A 22225-nucleotide genomic window follows, 5' to 3' on the forward strand; every position below is an offset into this window, starting at 1 on the left:
CCAAATCCATCGGGTTTCGGCTTCGCCCGATGGATAAACATCGGTCTCGCTAAACCCCTCGACCTTGTCCACAAATTCACTCCGGCAGAACGATTCTATTTAAGCAAGAAAGGCTCTAACGTTTTTCTATGCCGCCGCCAAGTCTCAACTTTGGTAGAATTTCACCCAAGCGCAATCAACTGGAGGGCGGTAGCGCGCTTTCTGCAATATTAACCCAATAGCTGATGCCATGGGGAATTGCATCATCGTTAAAATCATAGGCTGGATTGTGCAGCGATGCGCTTGCGCCATTGCCCATGAAGATGAATGCGCCAGGGCGTGCTTCCAGCATATAAGAGAAGTCTTCACCCGCCATCATTGGCGCAACGTCTTCATTCACAGCGCCATTTCCAGCGACCTTACGGGCGACATTGGCGGCGAAATCGGTTTCGCGGTCATGGTTGAATGTCACCGGATAGTTACGCGCATAGTCGATTGTGGCTGTCGCGCCCAAGGCGCCTGCAATGCCCTCAACAATTTCAGTAAGCCGCTTTTGCGCGTAGTCCCGCATTTCCTTGCGAAGTGTGCGCACTGTTCCTGCCAGTTCCGCCTGCTGCGGGATGATATTGTGCGCGTCGCCCGCGTGAAATTTGGTCACCGAGATAACAACCGAATCAAGGGGGTCAGTTCCGCGCGAGACGATTGTCTGTAGGGCATTCACGAGTTGGGCGCCAATGACAACCGGATCAATGGTTGTGTGCGGTTGTGCAGCATGGCCGCCGCGCCCTTCAATTGTGATGGTGAACTCGTCCGTTGCCGCCATGATCGGGCCTTTGCGAATGGCAAACTCGCCAATGGGAAGCCCTGGAATATTATGCAGGCCGTAGACTTCGGAAATGGAGAAGCGCTCCATCATGCCATCCTTGACCATTTCGCGCCCGCCGCCGCCGCCTTCTTCCGCCGGTTGGAAAATAACGGCGACCGAGCCTTTGAAATTGCGGGTTTCGGCCAGATATTGCGCGGCGCCAAGCAGCATGGAGATATGTCCGTCATGACCGCATGCATGCATTTTGCCGGCATTGGTCGATGCCCAGGGCTTTCCGGTGATTTCTGTCAGGGGAAGGGCATCCATGTCAGAACGCAGGCCGATTGTTGCGCCTTCCCCGTGGCGGCCGCGGATGATGCCGACAACCCCGGTTTGGCCAATGCCGGTCACAATGTCATCGCAACCGAAGCTGCGTAATTTCTCTTCAACAAATTTTGCAGTCTGGTGCACATCGAACATCAATTCAGGATTCTGGTGCAAATGGCGGCGCCATAGGGATACTTCTTCCTGCATTTCGACAGCGCGATTGAGCACGGGCATTTTTACATCAACTCCAATTTACCTGTGACAAGAAAGGCCCTTTGCCTTTTGGATGCCACATAAGATAGATAAGGCCATTGCCGCTCCACGTGAAGCGCGGCTTAATGCCTTTTGCCTTCCCAAGGTTTTTATACAGACAGGCTGGATTTCAGGAATGCGGAAAACTGTAGCACTTTTTCTAGTCGGTAGCGCGATGTCAACCATTGCGATGGCTGGCTTCGATTCCACGGCCCGTGCCGACGCCAATATTACGCTTGATGCTGGAACCGGCGAGATTCTTTCGCAAAAAGACGCGTTCCAGCGCTGGTATCCAGCGTCGCTGACCAAGCTCATGACCGTTTATGTCGCTTTCCGCATGATCGAATCAAAGCAGGTGACACTTGATACGCCGGTTCGAATCACCGCCCTTTCAGCCAAGCAGCCACCGAGCAAGATGGGTTACAAGACCGGCTCGGAACTCACGCTTAGCGATGCGCTGAAGATCATTATGGTCAAGTCAGCCAATGATGTCGCCATGGCCATTGGCGAGACGCTTGGCGGCTCTGCAGACCAGTTCGCGATGCTGATGAACGAGGAAGCCAAACGCATTGGCATGAATAGTTCGCATTTCGTCAACCCGAACGGACTGCACTCGGACAATCACTATACGACGGCGCGTGATATGGCGGTGCTGACCTTGCGGCTGCGCCACGATTTTCCGCAGTTTGCGCATTTCTTCGACATTGAGGCCATCGATTATGGTGGCAAGAAAGTGCAGCCTAATCTGAATGCCCTGATCGGGCGCTTTCCCGGTGCTGACGGCATGAAGACCGGCTTTGTCTGCCCCTCAGGCTACAATCTGATCGGATCTGCGACACGCAATGGCCGGACAGTGGTTACAGTCGTTCTTGGCGAACTCAAACTTTCGACCCGCGCCACTAAAGCTGCTGAGCTTCTGGCCAAGGGTTTTGAAACGCGCGGCAACGGCACCACGATTGACAATCTGAAATCCGACGGCGCGCCGCAACTTGATATTGCCGTGAATATGCGTCCGGAAGTCTGCTCCAAGACATCAGGCTCCGATACATGGGACGGCAAAGATCTTGAAGGTCATATCATTGCCGGATCGCCTTATATGAACCGCATGGACCGCGAACCGGTGGCCGAGAAGGTTGCCTTGCTGCCGTCAAAGCTCAACTCACTCGGTATGGAACTTTATCGCCTGCCGGTGCCGAAGCCGCGTCCTGACCGTCCGTCGCTGAGCGATGCCAGCGGTGCTGCGAAAGCGATAAATTGATGGCTGCTGCTCCCATTCCTGTTTCCGTCCTGACGGGCTTTCTCGGCTCCGGCAAGACGACGCTGCTTAATCGCCTGCTGAAGGACCCGGCGCTCGCAGATACGGCTGTCATCATCAATGAGTTTGGTGATGTGGGCATCGACCATCTGCTGGTGGAAAAGGCGAGCGAGGGCGTTATCGAGCTTTCCGATGGCTGCCTGTGCTGCACCGTCCGCGGCGAGCTCGTCGATACGCTAGCCGATCTGATTGATCGCTTGCAGACCGGCAAATTGCAACGGCTTAAGCGGGTCATCATCGAAACCACTGGTCTTGCCGATCCCGCGCCGGTCCTGCATGCAATTATGGGGCATCCGGTATTGCTGCAAGCATTTCGGGTGGATGGCGTGATCACCACCGTCGATGCGGTGAATGGTATGGCGACGCTGGACGCCCATGAAGAGGCTGTGAAGCAAGCGGCTGTGGCCGACCGTATTGTTATCACCAAGACTGATCTGCGCCAGTCGGTGGGGCTTGTCGATCCGCTCCGGGAGCGCTTGAAAGCGCTTAATCCCGGCGCGGATATTATTGATGTAAGCGATGAGCGGACTGGCTTTGCAGCGCTGTTTGAATGCGGAGTCTACAATCCGGAAACCAAGACAGTCGATGTGCAGCGCTGGCTGAAAAGCGAGGCCTTCAGGGATCGTGAGCATGAGCGTCACGATCTTGAGCACCACGGTCACCACCATCATCACGACCATGAGGGACATGACCACCATCATCATCATGATGTGAACCGCCATGACGCCGGAATTCGGTCATTCTCGCTGACGCACGACAAGCCTGTGCCCCTATCGAGCTTCGATATGTTTATCGACTTGCTACGCTCGGCCCATGGGGAAAAGCTGCTGCGTGTCAAAGGCATTGTTTTGCTGGAGGACGATCCCGAGCGACCGCTGGTTATTCACGGCGTTCAGCAGATTTTCCACCCGCCCGTGCGCCTTGCTGCATGGCCGGAGGGTATGCGCGAGACAAGATTGGTCATGATCGTCAAGGATTTGCCCGAGGATTATGTGCAGGGACTTTTCAATGCATTCCTCAACAGGCCGCAAATCGACATGCCTGACAGGGCAGCCTTGTTTGATAATCCGCTCGCCATTCCGGGCGTGAAGCGGGTTTAAGTTCTGGTACAGGGCAGTTGTGCGTGGTTCGACGGTTCACATGCGTGGATTATGCTACCACCTATCCGTCATCCTCGGGCTTGACCCGAGGATCCATTGTACCCGTGATTTGTGGATCCTCGGGTCAAGCCCGAGGATGACGGATAGAGGGTTGGTGGAAAAAGGCCGCAGGGGTGCCCCGAGGATGACGGAAAGGTGGAGTTAGTGAAAAGACAAAGGATAAGTGCGTGGCGCATTGGTCGCGACTTTAGAACAGTCGCCTTACCCGCGCTCGATGTGAAAGCGGTGGCCGCCCTCGACGCTGATTGTTTCAATGAGCCGATGGCCATCAGTGACGCAGAAGTTTGGCATGTCGATAACAGCCAGTGGATCGGTGGTCTCTACCCACAACCGTGTTCCAGCCGCCGCTTGTGCGAGCTTCTTGCGGGTTTTCAGCACAGGAAGCGGGCAATTCAGACCGCGAAGATCGTAGACTTCGGCTTCCATTTTCAGTTCTAGTTATCGATTTTCCACCAGGCCTTCTTGGTGGGCGCCGGTGCAGCAGCTGGAGCTTGGGGCGCAGGAATACCTGCCGTGGTCATCGGAGATGGTGCCGGCGTTTGTTGCGGCACAGGCGTGGCAGCAATGGCAGGCGTGTGCATGCGCGAGCGCTTGGAGGCGTCGCGCTCTTCCTTTGCCTTGTCGGCTGCAACGGCAGATGCCAGGCGTACCATGACCTGTGGCTTACCCGCAGCGCCTGCATCCTGCGGGGACAGGGATGGCGGCTCTTGCGTCACACGTTCGCCGCGCGCACGGCGCTGGCTCCATTCAGCAATGATCTTCGCTTCGGTCAGGCCCTGGATCGAACGGGCAGGCGCTTGAATCTTGCCCTTGCCGACCATGGATGAGAAGGCGCTCTCATAATTGGTCTGGTAGGACTGATAGGCCATTTTCAGCGATTCCGGCTGATCGGAAGGCGGGCAAGTGCTGGTCGCGGCGATAGGGGCGTTCGGATCGGTTGTGTGGTTGAAGACATATTTCTTCTCGCAGACATCGACCTTCGGCGGCACCTTGGTGATTTCGAAATGGTCATAGCCTTCCTTCAGGTTTTTCCAGAAGGCATAATTGGGATCATCCTTGTAGCGCGCCATATTGGCGGCAGTCATGCGGAACGGGTAGGCTTGAAGCTGAATGGATTCCTGCCCGCCTTTGAAGGCGTCGCGGGCGAAAGCATAAATCTGCGCAACCTGCCCATCGGTCATCGAGTAGCAGCCCGATGACGAGCAGGCACCGTGAACCATCAGGTTAGCGCCCGTACGGCCAAGCGCACGATCAAGCGCATTGGGAAAGCCTGTGTTGAATGACAGGTAGTAACTGGATTTCGGATTCATGTGCGCAGGGCGGACAGCATAATAGCCTTCCGGCGCCTGACGATCACCCTCGACGAATTTAGGGCCGAGTTTCCCGGACCATTTGCAGATCTGGTAACTGGTAACAATATCGTAACGGCCATTGTCCTTACGCTTCCAGACCTCAAGGACGTTTTCTTCCTTGAAAATGCGGAACATGATGGGCGAAGTGGTCGTCATGCCCTTCGTCTTCATGCTCTGGACAAGTTTGGCAGGCAGTTGCGTGTTGGCACCATTGGGAACGAGATCGTTGACTGTCCCTCCCTGACATCCGGCAAGGAAAAGCGTGAGCATCAAAGGCGCAAGGATCTGTGTCTTTATCTTCATTGCAGCAACAGTTGCCAGTTCATCAAGTGTGTTTGCCGGGCCGGGTTCGCCGCGAATATAACATTCGCAACACTATAGATGCACCGGTATAGTTGATAAAGTCTTGACGCAACCGCATAAATTGCCCCGATCACGCAGATGTCACCTTCCATGCACTGACGGCAGATTTATGGCAAAGCAGCCATAAATCTTGCAAATAAATGCCATTGGAGTGCCGCAAAACAAAAAAGGCGGCGCTAATGCACCGCCTTTTCTAGGTCTAGTCCAAAGGAAATCAGCCGTTAAGAGCGTCCTTCAGAGCCTTTGCAGGCTGGAAAGCAACTTTCTTGGAAGCTGCGATCTTGATTGTTGCGCCGGTTGCAGGGTTGCGGCCTTCGCGAGCGGCGCGAGCCTGAACCTTGAATTTGCCGAAGCCTGGCAGCGAAACTTCATCGCCAGCGACGACTGAATCGGTGATGCCTTTAAGAATGCTATCAACAATCGCCTTGGACTGAACCTTTGTAAGACCCTGATCAGCGACGAGCTTATCAATGAGATCGGACGTATTCATTTGGCGGTTTCCTCAATATATTCGTTGATCGGAGCGGTCTGTATGGCACGCGTTACGCACTCTGTCATCAGGAACTACAGGCAAAATGCACGTTTATACCCAGTGTTTACGGGGTTTTTTGCAAATTGAGCCATGATTTGCCGGATGAACATGCCGGTTGGCCCGCAAATCGCGTGAAGTGATTCGGCTTGCCCGTGCCTTTATTCAGCTATCAAAGGGGCGAAAAGCTTCGTTCATTTGCCAAATGGGCGGGCTGCCAATGTGTCTTATAATATGGTCGACAAAGGCCCGCACCTTGGCTGAAACGTGCCGCGTGGGAGGGTAGACGGCATAGATATTGTAGGGCAGCGGTTTTGCTTGCGGCAAAACAGGGATGAGCCTGCCTGTCCGCAGCGGTTCGGACGCGATGAACATGGGCAGGAGCACCAGCCCAAGACCGGCAATCGCCATATCGCGCATTGCCTCACCATTATTGGCGACGATACGGCCATGCATAGGCACGGCGATAGGTTCGCCATCCTTTTCCGGATTTTCAAATTGCCAAAGCTGGCTGGTATTGACGTTGGAATAATCAATGCAGGAAAAGCGGCTCAACGCGTCCAACGTTTCCGGCAAGCCATGCGTATTGGCGAAATCCGGACTGCAACAAATGACGCGGGCATCCGTGCACAGTTTACGCGCGATCAGGCTGGAATCCTTCAATATACCAATGCGTATCCCGACATCGTAACCACCACGCACCAAGTCGATCATGCGATCTTCAAACTCCACAGCGATTTCGAGATCGGGATATTGCCGGGCAAAGTCAGCAATCATGCGCCCCAGATACATGGTGCCGAAAGTCATGGGCGCGGCGATACGCAATGTGCCACGAATGGCGCTGTTGCGTGTCGCTGCCGTATCGGCGGCCTCCATGATGTCGCGAACCAGCGGGCGAATACGCTCAACAAAATCCAGCGCATTCGCCGATGCCAGCAGTTTGCGCGGCGTTCGCTGAAACAATTCAATGCCAAGGCCGCCCTCCAGATCGGAGATGCGCTTGCTTACAACGGATTTGGACAGGTTAAGTCGTGCGGCCGTCGCTGTGATGCTGCCGGTTTCGATTACGTCCAGAAATGTCAATAAATCTTCGAAACGCCACTTCATGGTTTGTTTATACCGGACAAAATTTCTGTTGATAGGAAATTTTATCTCTATGGTTCTGTTTTATCGAACGTGAGTTGCATCTTTATGAGCTTTATTGCGAGAGCCATAGCGCAGATATTCGGCCCAACGGCGATTTTGCCAATCAATCATGCAGGAGGCTTTCATGAGCTTGCAACTGACAGGTATCCACCATTTGACGGCAATCACGGCCAATGCGCCGGAGAATGTGCGTTTCTACACGCAGACGCTCGGCTTGCGACTGGTCAAGAAGACCGTCAATCAGGACGATACGAGCGCTTACCATCTGTTCTATGCTGATGGTGAAGCAACGCCCGGCACGGACCTGACCTTTTTCGACTGGCCCGCTGCTCCCGAACGTCGCGGCACCCACAGTATTTCGCGCACTGGTTTGCGGGTTGGCAGCAAGACGAGTCTCGACTGGTGGAAGGCTCGCTTTAACGAACTTGGCGTCAAGTCCGGTGAGCTCACAGAGGTAGGTGGTCATGCCTCGCTTGATTTTGAGGATGGCGAAGGCCAACGCTTTCGCCTGATTGATGATGGTGGTGCTGGCGATTCCCACCCATGGGATAAAAGTCCTGTGCCTGCCGAGCATCAGATTCGCGGTCTGGGTCCCATCACCATCAGCGTGCCGGACATTACCAACACGGAAGCAATTCTGCTGCATGTGATGAACATGAAAAAGGTTCGTGATTATGCCGATCCCGATGGTGTAGGGCATGTGCATGTCTTTGCCATGGGCGAGGGCGGTCCCGCCGCGGAACTACATGTGACCGTACAGCCGGATCTTCCTGCCGCACGGCAGGGCGCGGGTGCAGTGCATCACGTGGCCTTCCGCGCGCCGGACGTAAATGCCTTGCACGAATGGACAGAGCGTTTGAAGAGCTTCCGCATGCCATCAAGCGGCGAAGTCGAGCGTTACTATTTCCGTTCGCTCTATTTCCGCGAGCCGAACGGCATTCTGTTTGAGATCGCGACAGATGGTCCGGGCTTTACCGTGGATGAGCCATTGGAATCGCTGGGGGAAGAGCTTTCATTGCCGCCATTTCTTGAAAGCAAGCGTGCCGCGATCGAAGCCGGACTAAAGCCACTCGTCTGATGATGAAAAAGCAGGAAACAGGCCGGATCAACCCCGGCCTGTTTTCATTTCTGCAAGCCATTTTCTGGCCGCGTCAATGTCGTGCTGGTTGGTCTCATGCCCAGCCGGAACGCTCTGGGCGATAAGATCGGCGCCAGCCTGCCGCAACTCATTCTCAAGCGCTGGAGCATGCGCACCAAAGAGGTCATGATCGCCAGTCAGGCTGAGGATTCTGGTGCCGCCCAGATCAGCATCGGGTGTTTCTTCAAGCACCTTGGTGGCGCGCAGCAAAATGGCATTGCGCACCAGTCCCGGATGCAGCTGCATCATGGCGGCCAGAAGATTTGCGCCGTTGGAATATCCCATGAATATCGTTGAGTTCAGATCAAGGCCATAGGCTTCGACCGCGCCTTCGATGAAGGCGGCGAAGGCTTCGGCTTCAGAACGGATGTCTTTCTGATCGAAGCTCAAGGGGCCAAAGCGGCGGAACCAGCGCGCAGTGCCTTCTTCTGTGCTGCGGCCACGCACACCGAACAGCACTGCATCAGGCGCGATGCTGGCCGCCAAGGGCATAAGGCTTGTTTCACTGCCATCGGAGCCATGGAGAAGGATGAATGCCGGGCCGGTTGCGGGTTCCGGCGTATAAACGCGATGGACGAAAGGCAGGTCGCGATAAATGAAACGCGGTTCCTTCGGCAGACCGAATTGCGGGAGGATGATTTTTACATTCTCGGTTTCATCGGCAAAATGCGGTGGGACGAACAATTCTGTTCCCAGCGTTTCCAACGGTTCGTCGATCAGCATGCCGGGACCGTCCGTCGCCATTTCGAGCAGAGTGCCGCCCGGCTCGCGCACATAGATGGAATGGAAATATTTGCGGTCGTGCATGGCAGTTGCATCCGCGCCCTCGGCAATCAGGCGCCCATAGGTCGCGTTCACTTCGGGAATATCGGCAGCGCGAAAAGCAATATGATCCACTGTGCCAGTGCCTGGCGCGGAACTCCAGAAGCCGGTTGCGTCGCGCACGTCAATGCAATCGCCCGATGCGGAAGCCATGCGCGTTATTGTTTCGCTTTGGTCCGTGCTTTCATACGAAAAGTGCTTGCTTAGGAAGGCCGCAGTCTCTGCGGGTTTTTCGGTCAGGATGGTTGCGCCGCGTATGCGCCGGATTGCATCCGCTGCCGGAATGCCGTCGCCTTGCCAGGCGTCGCCCGCGGTGACGCTATCGGTGCCCACCAGTTTGATGATCGCGCCGTCAGGGTCGTGTAGGCGCAGCACCGTCTCGCCGAATTCCTGTGCTGGACCTGCGACCGCGATGTTGAATTGCAACGCGCGGGTGAGCCAGAAACCAATGCTTTCCGGTGGAATGGCGAAGGAGACTTCGCTTGGCTGGCCATAACCGACGCGGCCAAGCGAGCCGTCTTCCCAGACGAGAAATGTGATCAGAGAGCCGGGAGTGCCAGTGGCGTCGCCATAAAGCAAATGGAGCTGTGTTGCATCTTCATAGCCGCCGGTGCGCTTGACCAGCCGAAGGCCCAGAAACCCGACGTAGAAATCGACATTCGCCTGCACCTTGCGGGTGATCAATGTAATGTGGTGAATGCCGCCTGCCATGTTCGCGTCCTCTTTTTGCAAGCTGCTTGATAGGGGGAAAGCAGGAAACGCGCAATCGCAGAAGACAGCGCAAAAAAGAACACCCACCGCTGGGAGGAGCGATGGGTGTTACTTGTAAAGAACGGCTCTGGGAGGAACGCTGTTCTTTAAGCGTCCGTGACTGGGAGGAGGAGTGCCACGGACGTGGGAGGTTCTATTAATTAGAATGCCGAAGCGGCCTTCTTCGCAACGAAAGCGATGTCACCGCGGGAGATGCCGAGGTCGTTCAGTTCACGTGCGGACAGGCGGTTCAATTCCGTGACAGTGTCACGATAACGGCGCCAGTTATTGTACGAGCGGATCAAGTTCATTTCACTCACCTAAGTTCTTTTGTTTGTTGGATCGTTTTCGATCGGTGAGCTGGATATAGTGCAGTGCATCAGAGACTTGGAGTCACAAGTTTGCATAGCTGGTTTGCAGGAAAATGGGCCTTTAAACCCCTGAAATGAAAGGTTTCCGCCTTTAATTTGTCACTATCAGTCTAAAATTTGAGGAAAGTGGCGGATTCGGCTGCGAAACTGCCCAAGTTGGCCATATTCGTTAACGGCGAAAGCTGCTTCAGGCCCGCGCTTTTGCGGTGGCTGGCTTTCTGGCCGGGCGGCGCGATGCAGATTTGGTGTTTTTTCGCTCATCCATGCGTTTTTTAAGCTCCCTGTCGGCTTTCCTGGCTGCTGCTTCGCATTGCTTGCGGAATTTCTCGACCTCTTCCTCTGTCAGATGCTCGATGCCGATAAAGGCATTCTTTCCGTTGCTGACGCGCACAAGTTCATCCAGTTTTGCCTGGATGGCAACGCCATCGCGATTCTGCGTGTTCTGAATGAGGAACACCATGAGGAAGGTGATGATTGTTGTGCCGGTATTGATGATGAGCTGCCAGGTATCGGTGAACCCGAATATCGGGCCGGAAACCGCCCATATGACCACAACCGCCAGACACAGGATGAAGGTTACGGGTTTGCCCGCTGCCAGAGCCACATTATTGGCAATCTTGGTGAAGAACTGATCAAACATACGAGACCTCACATATATTTGCCGGCAGTATGCTCGGCCCTCAATAACCTTCGAGTGAGGCTGTTGGTTCCGCGAAAGGGGTGGTCAAAAAAAATGAAGGAGGGTATGCTGAGCCACGCAGGTTGAGGTCCGTAGTGACCCATGCATGGTCGCTATGCGCCTTTTCCGCCCTGAACTTATGGGAGGATTTGAGATGGCGAATTTCCATGTGATTGCCGGTGCTGATTCAGGCATTGCCCATCCCGATGTGCGCAAGATCAGCATCAGAGATGTCTTCACTGCGCTGCGCAAAGGCCTTGATGATTTTTGGGAAAAACCCTCGCATTATGTGTTTCTGTGCCTGATCTATCCCATTGCCGGTCTGGTGCTGATACGGTGGTCATCGGGTGCCAACACCCTGCCGCTGATTTTCCCGCTCATGTCAGGTTTCGCGCTGATCGGCCCTCTTGCCGCTATCGGGCTTTATGAAATCAGCCGCCGACGAGAGCGGGGCATGGACACATCCTGGTGGCATGCAAGGCAGGTTGTCTATTCACCCGCCATTCCAGCCATTCTCGCGATAGGAGCCATGCTGGTGGCAATCTTCGTTGCGTGGCTGCTGATTGCCCAGGCGCTATATGTCAGCCTGTTCGGTGAAACACCTCCCGCTTCGATCGCAGCTTTCATCGATCAGGTTTTCAACACGCCCGAAGGCTGGCGAATGATCATAGTTGGCAATGCAATCGGCTTTGTCTTTGCTGCCTTCGTGCTTTGCACGACGGTCATCGCCTTCCCATTCCTCCTCGACCGGGATGGCGGCGCTTATGCGGCCATAGCAACATCGGCGCGTGCGGTGGCAAAAAACCCCTTGCCGATGATCGTCTGGGGACTGATTGTCGCCGCGCTGCTGCTGTTGGGCTTTGCAACATTGTTTGTTGGGCTTGCGGTCTTCATTCCCGTGCTCGGACATGCCACTTGGCATCTTTACCGGGCGGTTGTGCCAGCGCATGAAATGTAATTCCCGTTGCGCTGGCTCTAATCCTCAAAGCGGGTCGTCTCATCACGATCACGCTCATATTTATTCTTCGTCGGGAAGGGCGGCAGCCAGGATTCGCGACGGATGATCCAGCTTTCGTAAGTCGGTGTCAGTTGGTCAATATCGTCCAGAGAGCCGATATTCACTTCGATTTCATCTCCAGTGCGCGCGAAAACGGACGACCCGCAGCGTGGACAAAAATGACGCCCGGCATATTCCCCGGTTTCTCCGGTGATCGTCACCGCAGCTTCAGGAAATATGGCCGAAGCGTGAAAAAGTGCACCATGATGCTTGCGGCAATCGAGACAATGGCAAATGCCGACGCGGTAAGGTTGGCCCGACGCGACGACGCGGACATTGCCGCAGCTGCAACCGCCCGTAAATCGATCCATTTGCGCCCTCCTTAGAAAATCGAGCAGGTGCGATATTTACAACGGACTAGACTGCCATTGCAAATGCGTGGCTGAGGCGCCGTTCGCTCTCGAGATCACGGCAGCTCAGGGCCAACCTGACGTTGAGCAGCAGGAGGTCCGCGACCTTGATTGGCCGCGGCTGGCGATTAAATGATGTTTTGTAGCCGTACCTCTCCATTGTGGAGGAAGCACGCCTTGCTAAAGAGGCCGAGATCGACAAAATTTGGTAAGCGAACGTCACCAATGTCAGGAAGGCATTTGTCCTTCGCATCGAAGGACCTGTCTATCTGTGAAATGAACCCGAATATGACGCCGGTCGTTTGTGCAAACTCGCTCAGGGTCTGGAGTTGTTCGGAAAGCAATGGCTTCGTTCGCTGCTGGTCGAGCAGTTGAAGATAATCAATGACTGCGACTGTCCCCGGTTCCAGTCCCGACATGTGCCGGATGATATAGTCGGCGCTGATTTGATCAGATGTGAAAATCTGAATGCCGTCAGCGATGTTGCCTCCATCCGCCTCTAGCGATTTGAGGTGCTTGCGCGCCTGTTGTTCGGTATATTCCAGCGTAAACATCGAGGCCTTACGGTTATCGCGAGCGGCATTGAGTAGAAGTCGAAGGCCGAGCTTGGTCTTCCCTTGTCCGGGCCGCCCTGCGAGCAGCAGCAGATCTCCATCTTCAAGACGCGACAGGATCGGCTCGTAAGCAGCCACCGAAGACATGCTTGCTGAAAGAAGGCTCCATTTGGTGAATCCCTCGTCTCGTGCGATTTGGTCTAATGCCTCATTGAGGGGAACATTTTTGTTTCGTGCCATCAGCTTGGCCCGACGTTTGAGCTGAAATATTGGTGCAGAAAGCCTCATCACAACCTCCATTGCGAGCTGAACCGCAACCCCTCCTCATGCGATGCTCGAACAGATGGTTCGATGAACAAGTGTTACCCTACATGTGCGATGCTTTCCCGAAAGGAGGGGGGAGGCTTGGGTCGAGCCTGCGCAGAAAGCTAGCCAGTTACGTGATTCGCGGCAAGAGCCGATAATGAAGCACAGCATTCCGGCCATAGTTTCGAAACGTTTAGTCACAGGCTTGCCAGAACATCGGGGAAAAGCTTCTCCTTGTGCGAGTTATGCTGTGAACCTCGGCCACACGGAGTCATACTTGTTTTCAGTCAAATACGAGGATGTCGGCATGACGAAGTTGACCAAAGACCATGTTTCGGAGCGCCTTCAGGCTGCACTTGCGCTGCTTGGTCACGAGGACTGCGAAGATCAGCAATCCAGTCTGAGGCTCCATGTTGCTAGGGAGGCTCTAAAGCGCGCCATGCAAGAGCCTGTGGGGGTGGCTGAGAAGATCGCCAACGATCTCTGAACGCGAACTAAGGCCACATTTGCGCCAATTGCGGTCACTGCCGATACAGCGAAATTCGCTATGATGGCATCATGGAAGCGGGAATCCTCGCTGTAGATTCGATGGATAAGAAAATATGAAAGGTCGCTATTAATGCTCATTATTTTGGGCGGCTTGCCAGGCACTGGAAAAACGACGATTGCTCGTGCCTTGGCGATGGAGTTGGGGGCGGTCCATGTTCGCGTTGATACAGTCGAGCAAAATATACGAGCTTCTGCCATATTAGAATCTGAGATTGGCCCCGCAGGATACATGGTCTCTTACGGGATCGCTGAAGACAATCTGACGCTCGGCAACACGGTCATTGCCGATTCTGTAAATTGCTTGAAGGTAACCCGGGATGCCTGGCTGGCGGTTGCGGAGCGTTCGGCAGTGCCAGCCATTGAAATAGAAATTGTCTGTTCCGACAAGGATGAACATCGGCGACGGGCGGAAACGCGGGCAACGGATGTTCAGGGCTTGAAAAAGCCTAGCTGGGAAGAAATCGTCTCCCGACATTACGACGATTGGGGACAACGCCCCTTCGTTATCGACACTACGACGCAGGATATTGGGCAATCAGTTGCCAGATTGGTGTCAAAACTTGCGGTTATACGAAATCAGCCGCCGCAGGACTCTTAAGGCAATTTAGCGTGGCATTTGACAACAAGCGTTGAAAAAAATGGCGCGCCCGAAAGGATTCGAACCTCTGACCCCCAGATTCGTAGTCTGGTGCTCTATCCAGCTGAGCTACGGGCGCGTGCCACAAATGCGCGTTGGTCTGCGCAGGGCGGTTCCTAATTGGTTGGCTGCGTAAATGCAAGCCGGTTTCCAAAAAAACCGCAACTATTTATTCCTAAAGATTGCGGCCGATGGCCAGATACTTCTCGCGGCGGTCCTGACGCAATGTATCGCGGTCCATATTGCTCATGGATTTCAGCGCAACATTGATGATATTTCCAGTCGCTTCGATGGCTGCATCCCTGCCACGGTGGGCGCCGCCGAGAGGCTCTGGAATAATGCCGTCAATGATCTTCAATTCATAAAGATCCTGCGCGGTGATGCGCATTGATGTGGCCGCATCCTTGGCCCTTGTCGAATCATGCCAGAGAATCGACGCGGCGCCTTCCGGTGAAATAACCGAATAGATGGAATGTTCGAGCATATAAACGCGGTTGGCCGTGGCGATGGCTATCGCGCCGCCTGAGCCACCTTCGCCGATGATGACGGAGACGATTGGCACTTTCACATTGAGGCAGGCGGCCGTTGAACGGGCAATGGCCTCGGCCTGGCCGCGTTCCTCGGCGGCAATGCCCGGAAACGCGCCTGCAGTATCGACAAGCGTCAGCACAGGCAAGTTGAACCGGTCGGCCAGTTCCATGATACGCACGGCCTTGCGATAGCCTTCGGGCATGGCCATGCCGAAATTATGCTTCAAGCGTGTTTTGGTATCGCTGCCTTTTTCCTGTCCGATGACCGCAACGGCCTGACCGTTAAAACGGGCCAGACCAGCCTGAACCGCATCGTCGTCGGCATAGTTACGATCACCGGCCAGCGGTGTGAAATCGGTGAAGAGCTTTGCAATGTAATCCACGCAATGGGGCCGGTCCGGATGACGGGCGATCTGCGCCTTCTGCCAGGGCGTCAATTTACGATAAAGATCGCGCAATGCTTCGCCGGAACGCTTTTCCAGCCGCGCAATCTCGTCATTGGTGTCGAGTGCGCCGCCCTCTTCTGCAAGCTTTTTCAGCTCGAGAATCTTGCCATCGAGATCGGCAACCGGCTTTTCAAAATCAAGATAGTTGTACATGGATTGAATATCTGCCTGCAAAAAGGTGGATTTTTCAAAGCCTAACTGGCTGTTGCGAGCGCGCATGTCAAGGAACCATGCCTCAGATGAGGCAAAAGCTGCGCAACTTATACGGTGAATTCCGGCAAAGGTGTGGTGTTTAATCCGCCAATGGATGGTGCTCGGTGACAAGCCGGTGCAGGCGCTCTTCCATCACATGTGTGTATATTTGGGTGGTGGAAATATCCGAATGGCCAAGCAATTGCTGTACCGCGCGCAGATCAGCGCCGTTCTGGAGCAGGTGACTGGCAAAAGCGTGACGCAGAACATGGGGTGAAATCGCGGATGTTTTCAGCCCCGCACGGGCTGCAAGCCCTTTGAGGTCGCGCCCAAACACCTGACGCGCCAGAAAGCCGCTTTCCGAGACTGCCGGAAAAAGCCACGGGCTTCCGCTCAAACCGGGCAGGGCGTCACGCAGTTCAAGATATTTCATCATGGCGGTGCGTGCTTTGCCGGAAAGCGGAACCATGCGGTCCTTCGATCCCTTGCCCCTCACCATCAAAAATCGATTGTCGGAGCGCGCAACCGTGACAGGCAGGCCGACAAGTTCGGAGACACGCAAGCCGGTTGCATAAAGAATTTCGAGCAGTGCATGGAGGCGCAAGGCCTGGAAGTGCACGGCGTTGGAGGCTTTTGCATCAAGTGTTTCCTCTTCCGCGCGGGCAAGCAGCTTTTCGACATCGGCTTCGCTCATGATTTTCGGCAAGGAGCGATCTTTTTTGGGAGCATCAAATGTGCTCGTAGGATCATCGGCACGAATATTTTCCATATAAAGGAAACGGAAAAACTGACGAAGCGCCGACAGCCTGCGCGCTTGCGAGGTGGCGGCAAAGCCGCGATTGGCAATATCGTCGAGATAGGTGCGAATGGTGACGGGCTCCGCCAAAGGCAGCTGTATGCCAGCGCCAGCGCTAAAGGATGCAGCGTCCTCAAGGTCGCGTCTATAGGAGTCGAGCGTGTTTTGCGCTGCTCCCCTTTCGGCGCTCATCATTTCAAGAAAATTCTCGATGGCTGCTGAAGCGCGCATGATTTTACTTTGGTTGCTGGGGTTTCGGATTGAGCTTTTCGCTCGGCACGCGAATGGTCATTTCGGTCTGTGTCGGATGAACAAAGGTCACGAGCGCAACCATCCCGGCATAGACAAGTCCCGCAAGGACGGCGAGGGTGATGATAAGTCGCGTGAGTGTCGGCATTTTCCTGATCGAACAGACTGATTGGTAGGTTCCATAATCTTGGGCTGAAACTCTTAACAATTTGGTGGGTGGCTGAATTTGCTGCATCGGCGCATAAGCTCGATGCAAAAAGCAAAATTGCCTGTCGCTCAACCATAGTCTGCTTGACTGGACCAAGGTTTTCCTGTCGAAACGCAATCATGAACACGACGGAAGAAGCACCTGTGCCAGACGAAACAGCTGAGCTGGCAAAATCCATCCGCGAGCACCTTGGCACGCGTTCAATCGTGCTTGTTGGCCTCATGGGTGCAGGCAAATCGACAGTTGGAAAAAAACTCGCATCAATGGTCGAACTGCCGTTTTTCGATGCGGATCACGAGATTGAAAAAGTCTCGACGATGACGATCCCCGAGCTTTTCGACGCCTATGGCGAGGCGGAATTCCGCGACCTTGAACGGCGGGTCATTGCACGTATGCTGGAAGAAGGGCCGATTGTTCTGGCAACAGGGGGCGGTGCCTATATGAACGAGCAGACGCGGGAGTCAATTGCATCCGCGGGTGTCTGCGTATGGTTGAAAGCCGAGCTTGATGTCTTGATGTCGCGTGTTGTGCGCAAGCAGAACCGGCCTCTGCTGAAAAACAGCGATCCACGCGGTGTAATGGAGCGGCTGATGGGCGAGCGTTATCCGGTCTATGCTCTTGCCGATCTCACGATCAATTCACGTGAAGAAAAGAAAGAGATCATCGCCTTGGAGACGATGCAGGCCATCGCAGCACATCTGGGCGGGCAAGCCCATTCAAATGAGACAAAAACGGATGAGGAAGCCGGATCATGACGGATCAAGCGGCAAGCACAATTGTCCCGGTCAAACTGGGTGATCGGTCTTATGATATCCTGATCGGTGCTGGATTGGTTGAACGCGCGGGCCATGAGATCGTCTCGCGGGCGGGCAAAACAATGCGGGCCGCAATTGTCAGCGACGAGACGGTGGCCGGGCTTCATCTCGAACGGTTGCAGGCGGGCCTTTTGGCTGCCGGTATCGAAGCGACGCCCGTGGTGGTGGCTCCGGGTGAACAGTCAAAATGTTTTGCAACGCTGGAAACCGTAACCAATGCCATTTTAGCCGCGCGGCTTGAGCGGGGCGACATTGTTATCGCGTTTGGTGGCGGTGTGATCGGCGATCTTGCCGGTTTTGCCGCTGGTATTGCCCGGCGCGGCATGGGATTTGTGCAGATACCAACCTCGTTGCTGGCGCAGGTGGACAGCTCCGTCGGCGGCAAGACCGGAATCAATACGGCGCATGGCAAAAACCTTGTTGGCGTATTCTATCAACCGCAGCTGGTGCTGGCCGATACGGATGTGTTGAACACGCTTTCCCTGCGCGAATTTCGTGCCGGCTACGCGGAAGTTGCCAAATATGGCCTGATAGACCGTCCTGATTTTTTCGCCTGGCTGGAGGCAAACTGGCGCGGGATTTTCGACGGTGGGCCGGAAAGGGCACAGGCGATTGCCATAGCCTGCCAGTCAAAAGCCGATGTGGTTGAGCGCGACGAGTTCGAGATGGGGGACAGGGCGCTGCTCAATCTTGGCCATACATTCGGCCATGCATTGGAGACAGCGACCAAATATGATTCTGCGCGTCTTGTTCATGGCGAAGGCGTTTCCATAGGCATGGTTCTGGCACATCAGTTTTCGGCAAAAATGAATCTGGCGAGCCCGGATGATGCCTTGCGGGTGGAAAAACACTTGCGTGCTGTTGGCTTGCCGGTTTCCATCGACGCGATAAAGGGTCAACTTCTGCCTGCGGAAAAACTGATGGAATATATTGCGCAGGATAAAAAGGTGACGCGTGGCACGCTGACCTTTATCCTGACACGCGGTATCGGTCAGTCGTTCATCGCCAAGGATGTACCCCCATCGGCGGTCTTGAGCTTCTTGAAGGAGAAACATCCAACATGACCTTGGAACTCTGGATCTTCTGCGGCGTTATTCTGGGTCTGATCTTGATGTCCGCTCTTTTTTCAGGGTCTGAAACGGCATTGACTGCGGTATCACGGGCCCGCATGCATCGGCTCGCCAACCGCGGTGATGGGCGTGCTTCCATTGTCGAAAAACTCATCGAGAAGCGCGACAAGCTGATCGGCGTCATGCTGATCGGAAACAACCTTATCAACATTCTTGCATCATCGCTGATGACCAGCATGTTGCTTGATCTGTTTGGCCAGGCCGGTGTTGCCTATGCGACAGCCATCATGACCGTTCTACTGGTGATCTTTGCGGAAGTTTTGCCAAAGTCCTGGGCGATATCAAATCCTGAACGCAATTCGCTTTCGCTGGTGCGATTTGCGCAGATTGCAGTTTGGATATTCGGGCCCCTTTCCGATTTGGTGAACTGGCTCGTACGCAAGATACTCGCGATTTTCGGAATTAATCTCGCCGCTGGAGCATTGATGCTTTCAGCGCAGGAAGAACTTCGCGGCGCCGTTGACCTTCTGCACAAGGAAGGGTCCGTGGTGAAGGGCGACAGAGACCAGATCGGCGGGTTGCTCAATCTGCGCGAGCTTGAAGTCTATGATGTGATGATCCATCGCACCAATATGGATTCGGTCAATGCCGATGATCCGATCGAGACGATTATCACCGAAATTCTTGCCAGCCACCATACACGCATTCCCGTTTGGAAAGATACGAACGACAATTTTGTCGGGGTCGTCCACGTCAAGGATCTTGTTCGGGCAATCAGGGATGCTGATCGTGATTTCTCCAAGATCAACATCATGAAAGTTGCAACCAAGCCATGGTTTGTGCCCGACACGACCACGCTTCAGGACCAGCTCAATGCATTTTTGCGGCGCAAGGCTCATATTGCGATTGTCGTCGATGAATATGGCGATGTGCAGGGACTGATCACGCTTGAGGATATTCTGGAGGAGATTGTCGGTGATATTGCCGATGAGCACGATATCGACGTGCAGGGCGTGCGCCCGCAGCCTGACGGATCAATTCTTGTTGATGGCTCTGTACCGATACGCGATCTCAACCGCGCGCTGGACTGGAATCTGCCGGATGCCGAGGCCACGACCATTGCGGGGCTTGTTATTCACGAGACGCAGAGTATTCCAAAGGAAAAGCAGGCTTATACATTTCATGGCAAGCGTTTCACGATCATCAAGCGCGAGAAGAACAGGATAACAAAATTGCGGATTCGGCCAATCGAGGATGAAGACAAGCCGAAGACGCGATAATTAGAGGTATTCAGGTTCATATTAACCGGGTTAACAATGCATATTCTCATTGCGATTATTGGTGTGGCGGCTGTTGTTCTATTCTGGATCCTGCGAGCCCATTCGACTGTCAGAGCTGTGCGTGATCTTGATCGTGACACGAAAGGTCTGCAACGGAAGGCAAAATTCGGCATTCAGAATCTGATCGGCTCGACCTATAGCCGTATAAAAGACCCGCGTCTGGCTGCGGTGATCTTGATGATTCAGCTTGTGCGGACGGGTGCCCCGGTGACCGCAGACGAAAAAATGAAGATTCTGGAACTGATCAGCGACCCGCTTCAGATCGAAGACCCGGATGCAATGTTTCAAAAGGCCTGGACTTATACCAAACATCGCGGATTTTTCTCGCCCATGGCCGATGAAATGGCACCGATGCTGCGCGAGCGACTGACGAGAAATGAACGGCTGCAATTGATCGACATGCTGCATCAGACCGCATCAGCCTATGGTGAACCCAGCGAATTGCAGGCTGGCATGATCGCGCGATTGAAACGGCAGTTGGTGCAGGACTGATAGCCCAACGCTGTTCCAAGATAAAAGAGAATTTAGCCTTCAATCCCATAACGCTTCATGACGTCACTGAGAGATGTCATGTTAGATGTGCCACCGCGGACAGCCCGGATCTCCCGCTTTGCCAAGTGCAAATCTTCACGATCATTCAAATGCCCGATGATTTTAGCGATATTAGCTGTCTCATCCCGACCCGCCATTAGTGTTAAGCGTTGCAGAAAAGTTGCCAAATACCTTAGTAAGCGGATTAAAATAGCCATTGAGAAATTATCTGCAACGAAACAAATACCGCAATTAGCCAAAAGTTTAATGGATAGGGTTTTAGCTGCAATTATCTAGTGCGTGGTTCGACGGGGCTCACCATGAGGGGAAGCATGTGGGCTGCAAGGACAAACACAGCCCTTGCGGAGTCGTGCTTTATGCAACCCAATCCCCTCCCTCATCCTGAGCTTGTCGAAGGGCGCACCATAGACATGCAGTATTGAATATTGGCAAAACCGCTCTAACGCCGTGTTGCCTCGCCGGGGGCGGATGGTTCAAGCGCCAAGGCATGCACGCTGCCCTTCAATTCTGCCTCAAGAACTTCATTGATTGCGCGGTGGCGTTCGACACGCGACATGCCGGAAAAAGCCTCCGCGACAATCCGCACGCGAAAATGCGTTTCGCCTGAACCGTCAAATGTGCCATGATGGTCACTGTCAGAATGATGGTGACCGGCGTGGAGGTGACTTTCATTGGTGACAGCCAATGAAACGGGATGGAAAGCCTGTGTCAGTTTGTTTTCGATTGCTGACTGAGTGGACATTTCATTCTCCTGCGCCCATATGGTAGTTTCATTTGGCAAATCCGAACATGTTCATAAATTTACCGCCATTTCAGGCGTTAGGTCATAAACCATGTGCGAATGTCAATTCACGCCAAGCCAAGATAACCTTATTCGATGACCACAAGTTCTAAATATTTCGACAGCATCCGTATCCGCCCGAAAAAAGCGGACGAGGAGAAATCGCGCACGCCCGTATGCCAATGGGACGGCTGCGGAAAACCTGGTCCACACCGTGCTCCCGTCGGCCGCGAAAAGGAAGGCGAGTTCTTCCATTTCTGCATTGACCATGTGCGCGAGTACAATAAGGGCTATAATTATTTCTCCGGCCTGTCTGATGCAGAGGTTGCGCGCTACCAGAAGGAAGCGCTGACAGGCGACCGCCCGACATGGACCGTTGCAGGTCTGCCGGGCAGTGGGGCAGGGCCAAGCGCCAGCACCCGTGCACAGGCAAGCGCCAGCGCCAAAACATCGCCGGACTTTTCCAAACTCCGGTCGGGGCGTGCTGCCTATCAAAACAGGTTCCGTGACCCCAATAGTGTCTTCAATAATGCGCGCGTGCATGTACGCAAATTGAAGCCGCTGGAGTCAAAAGCGCTGGATACGCTCGGATTGGGCGCAAAAGCCACTGGCGAAGACATAAAGTCGCGCTATAAAGAACTGGTGAAGCGCCACCACCCCGATGCAAACGGCGGTGATCGGGCTTCCGAGGATCGTTTCCGTGACGTAATCCAGGCCTATCAATTGCTCAAGACAGCTGGTTTCTGCTAACCACTCATGGGCTGAATTCAGGATCTCGGAACGAGGTTCGCTATTTTTATGCGTC

The 22225-nt window shown here is 54.3% G+C and carries 26 protein-coding genes and 1 tRNA gene; 11 read left to right on the forward strand and 16 right to left on the reverse strand.

What is annotated here, in order from left to right; genetic code table 11:
* Positions 1 to 175: 175 nt before the first annotated feature.
* Positions 176 to 1345: a M20 aminoacylase family protein gene (locus ACYJL1_RS04640; RefSeq protein WP_460897252.1), complete on the reverse strand. Its 1170-nt coding sequence runs from the start codon at positions 1343 to 1345 to the stop codon at positions 176 to 178.
* A 154-nt stretch (positions 1346 to 1499) separates the two neighbouring features.
* Here ACYJL1_RS04640 and ACYJL1_RS04645 point away from each other — a divergent pair, with 154 nt between their 5' ends.
* Both ACYJL1_RS04645 and ACYJL1_RS04650 read left to right on the forward strand, forming a co-directional pair.
* A complete protein-coding gene (locus ACYJL1_RS04645; protein ID WP_460897253.1) occupies positions 1500 to 2621 on the forward strand; it encodes a D-alanyl-D-alanine carboxypeptidase family protein in 1122 nt (373 codons plus the stop codon).
* Positions 2621 to 3778, forward strand: a complete 1158-nt coding sequence (locus ACYJL1_RS04650; RefSeq protein ID WP_460897254.1) for a CobW family GTP-binding protein — start codon at positions 2621 to 2623, stop codon at positions 3776 to 3778. Before ACYJL1_RS04645 ends, ACYJL1_RS04650 begins: the two co-directional genes overlap by 1 nt.
* Positions 3779 to 4039: 261 nt before the next feature.
* On the opposite strand, the gene ACYJL1_RS04655 is transcribed toward ACYJL1_RS04650, so the two are convergent.
* The 4 genes from ACYJL1_RS04655 to ACYJL1_RS04670 form a co-directional block, all read right to left on the reverse strand.
* Positions 4040 to 4264: a sulfurtransferase TusA family protein gene (locus ACYJL1_RS04655; RefSeq protein ID WP_460897255.1), complete on the reverse strand. Its 225-nt coding sequence runs from the start codon at positions 4262 to 4264 to the stop codon at positions 4040 to 4042.
* An 8-nt stretch (positions 4265 to 4272) separates the two neighbouring features.
* Positions 4273 to 5493, reverse strand: a complete 1221-nt coding sequence (locus tag ACYJL1_RS04660; RefSeq protein ID WP_460897256.1) for a hypothetical protein — start codon at positions 5491 to 5493, stop codon at positions 4273 to 4275.
* A gap of 274 nt (positions 5494 to 5767) precedes the next feature.
* Positions 5768 to 6043 (reverse strand): HU family DNA-binding protein, encoded by a 276-nt coding sequence (locus ACYJL1_RS04665; RefSeq protein ID WP_008127996.1) that lies wholly within the window; start codon positions 6041 to 6043, stop codon positions 5768 to 5770.
* A gap of 204 nt (positions 6044 to 6247) precedes the next feature.
* The gene (locus ACYJL1_RS04670; protein ID WP_460897257.1) at positions 6248 to 7189 is read right to left on the reverse strand and encodes a LysR family transcriptional regulator; all 942 of its coding nucleotides are present in this window, start codon (positions 7187 to 7189) and stop codon (positions 6248 to 6250) included.
* Between the two features lie 163 nt (positions 7190 to 7352).
* On the opposite strand from ACYJL1_RS04670, the gene ACYJL1_RS04675 reads away from it, so the two are divergent.
* Positions 7353 to 8306: a ring-cleaving dioxygenase gene (locus ACYJL1_RS04675; protein ID WP_460897258.1), complete on the forward strand. Its 954-nt coding sequence runs from the start codon at positions 7353 to 7355 to the stop codon at positions 8304 to 8306.
* Positions 8307 to 8333: 27 nt separating this feature from the next.
* On the opposite strand, the gene ACYJL1_RS04680 is transcribed toward ACYJL1_RS04675, so the two are convergent.
* The 3 genes from ACYJL1_RS04680 to ACYJL1_RS04690 all read right to left on the reverse strand — a co-directional run bounded on the left by ACYJL1_RS04680 (position 8334) and on the right by ACYJL1_RS04690 (position 10949).
* A complete protein-coding gene (locus ACYJL1_RS04680; protein WP_460897259.1) occupies positions 8334 to 9899 on the reverse strand; it encodes a VOC family protein in 1566 nt (521 codons plus the stop codon).
* 200 nt (positions 9900 to 10099) lie between these two features.
* Positions 10100 to 10249: a DUF1127 domain-containing protein gene (locus ACYJL1_RS04685; RefSeq protein ID WP_008127986.1), complete on the reverse strand. Its 150-nt coding sequence runs from the start codon at positions 10247 to 10249 to the stop codon at positions 10100 to 10102.
* Between the two features lie 247 nt (positions 10250 to 10496).
* Positions 10497 to 10949 carry a low affinity iron permease family protein gene (locus ACYJL1_RS04690; RefSeq protein ID WP_460897260.1) on the reverse strand — a complete coding sequence of 151 codons (453 nt, stop codon included), beginning with the start codon at positions 10947 to 10949 and terminating at the stop codon, positions 10497 to 10499.
* A gap of 193 nt (positions 10950 to 11142) precedes the next feature.
* On the opposite strand from ACYJL1_RS04690, the gene ACYJL1_RS04695 reads away from it, so the two are divergent.
* The gene (locus tag ACYJL1_RS04695) at positions 11143 to 11946 is read left to right on the forward strand and encodes a DUF2189 domain-containing protein (protein WP_460897261.1); all 804 of its coding nucleotides are present in this window, start codon (positions 11143 to 11145) and stop codon (positions 11944 to 11946) included.
* Positions 11947 to 11963: 17 nt separating this feature from the next.
* Here ACYJL1_RS04695 and ACYJL1_RS04700 read toward each other — a convergent pair whose 3' ends face one another.
* On the reverse strand, positions 11964 to 12356 hold the full coding sequence (locus tag ACYJL1_RS04700) for a GFA family protein (RefSeq protein ID WP_460897262.1): 393 nt from the start codon (positions 12354 to 12356) through the stop codon (positions 11964 to 11966).
* A 167-nt stretch (positions 12357 to 12523) separates the two neighbouring features.
* Positions 12524 to 13237 carry a DNA helicase gene (locus tag ACYJL1_RS04705; protein WP_460897263.1) on the reverse strand — a complete coding sequence of 238 codons (714 nt, stop codon included), beginning with the start codon at positions 13235 to 13237 and terminating at the stop codon, positions 12524 to 12526.
* A gap of 325 nt (positions 13238 to 13562) precedes the next feature.
* Here ACYJL1_RS04705 and ACYJL1_RS04710 point away from each other — a divergent pair, with 325 nt between their 5' ends.
* Both ACYJL1_RS04710 and ACYJL1_RS04715 read left to right on the forward strand, forming a co-directional pair.
* A complete protein-coding gene (locus tag ACYJL1_RS04710; RefSeq protein ID WP_460897264.1) occupies positions 13563 to 13742 on the forward strand; it encodes a hypothetical protein in 180 nt (59 codons plus the stop codon).
* Positions 13743 to 13874: 132 nt separating this feature from the next.
* Positions 13875 to 14402, forward strand: coding sequence for an AAA family ATPase (locus tag ACYJL1_RS04715; RefSeq protein WP_460897265.1), 528 nt, complete (start codon positions 13875 to 13877; stop codon positions 14400 to 14402).
* 41 nt (positions 14403 to 14443) lie between these two features.
* On the opposite strand, the gene ACYJL1_RS04720 is transcribed toward ACYJL1_RS04715, so the two are convergent.
* The 4 genes from ACYJL1_RS04720 to ACYJL1_RS04735 form a co-directional block, all read right to left on the reverse strand.
* A tRNA-Arg gene (locus ACYJL1_RS04720) sits at positions 14444 to 14520 on the reverse strand.
* Between the two features lie 96 nt (positions 14521 to 14616).
* Complete coding sequence (locus ACYJL1_RS04725) at positions 14617 to 15570, reverse strand: acetyl-CoA carboxylase carboxyltransferase subunit alpha (RefSeq protein ID WP_460897936.1); 954 nt, start codon at positions 15568 to 15570, stop codon at positions 14617 to 14619.
* Positions 15571 to 15709: 139 nt separating this feature from the next.
* Positions 15710 to 16636, reverse strand: a complete 927-nt coding sequence (locus ACYJL1_RS04730; RefSeq protein WP_460897266.1) for a site-specific tyrosine recombinase XerD — start codon at positions 16634 to 16636, stop codon at positions 15710 to 15712.
* A gap of 4 nt (positions 16637 to 16640) precedes the next feature.
* Positions 16641 to 16802: a histidine kinase gene (locus ACYJL1_RS04735; protein ID WP_460897267.1), complete on the reverse strand. Its 162-nt coding sequence runs from the start codon at positions 16800 to 16802 to the stop codon at positions 16641 to 16643.
* 179 nt (positions 16803 to 16981) lie between these two features.
* Here ACYJL1_RS04735 and ACYJL1_RS04740 point away from each other — a divergent pair, with 179 nt between their 5' ends.
* Genes ACYJL1_RS04740 through ACYJL1_RS04755 form a run of 4 tightly spaced genes read left to right on the forward strand, consistent with a single transcriptional unit; the run spans position 16982 to position 20579 of the window.
* Entirely contained in the window at positions 16982 to 17617 is a 636-nt protein-coding gene (locus tag ACYJL1_RS04740; protein ID WP_460897268.1) for a shikimate kinase, read from the forward strand.
* Positions 17614 to 18741, forward strand: coding sequence for a 3-dehydroquinate synthase (aroB, locus tag ACYJL1_RS04745; protein ID WP_460897269.1), 1128 nt, complete (start codon positions 17614 to 17616; stop codon positions 18739 to 18741). The genes ACYJL1_RS04740 and aroB overlap by 4 nt, the downstream gene beginning before the upstream one ends.
* A complete protein-coding gene (locus ACYJL1_RS04750; protein ID WP_460897270.1) occupies positions 18738 to 20027 on the forward strand; it encodes an HlyC/CorC family transporter in 1290 nt (429 codons plus the stop codon). Before aroB ends, ACYJL1_RS04750 begins: the two co-directional genes overlap by 4 nt.
* 36 nt (positions 20028 to 20063) lie before the next feature.
* Positions 20064 to 20579 (forward strand): tellurite resistance TerB family protein, encoded by a 516-nt coding sequence (locus tag ACYJL1_RS04755; protein WP_460897271.1) that lies wholly within the window; start codon positions 20064 to 20066, stop codon positions 20577 to 20579.
* Positions 20580 to 20611: 32 nt separating this feature from the next.
* Here the strand turns inward: ACYJL1_RS04755 and ACYJL1_RS04760 are convergent, their stop codons facing one another.
* Together ACYJL1_RS04760 and ACYJL1_RS04765 are read right to left on the reverse strand one after the other, a co-directional pair.
* Entirely contained in the window at positions 20612 to 20836 is a 225-nt protein-coding gene (locus tag ACYJL1_RS04760) for a hypothetical protein (protein ID WP_460897272.1), read from the reverse strand.
* Between the two features lie 242 nt (positions 20837 to 21078).
* Positions 21079 to 21381, reverse strand: a complete 303-nt coding sequence (locus ACYJL1_RS04765) for a BolA family protein (RefSeq protein ID WP_460897273.1) — start codon at positions 21379 to 21381, stop codon at positions 21079 to 21081.
* Between the two features lie 135 nt (positions 21382 to 21516).
* Here ACYJL1_RS04765 and ACYJL1_RS04770 point away from each other — a divergent pair, with 135 nt between their 5' ends.
* The gene (locus ACYJL1_RS04770; protein ID WP_460897274.1) at positions 21517 to 22170 is read left to right on the forward strand and encodes a J domain-containing protein; all 654 of its coding nucleotides are present in this window, start codon (positions 21517 to 21519) and stop codon (positions 22168 to 22170) included.
* Positions 22171 to 22225: the final 55 nt, after the last annotated feature.

The sequence above is a fragment of the Phyllobacterium sp. K27 genome, from assembly GCF_054796155.1.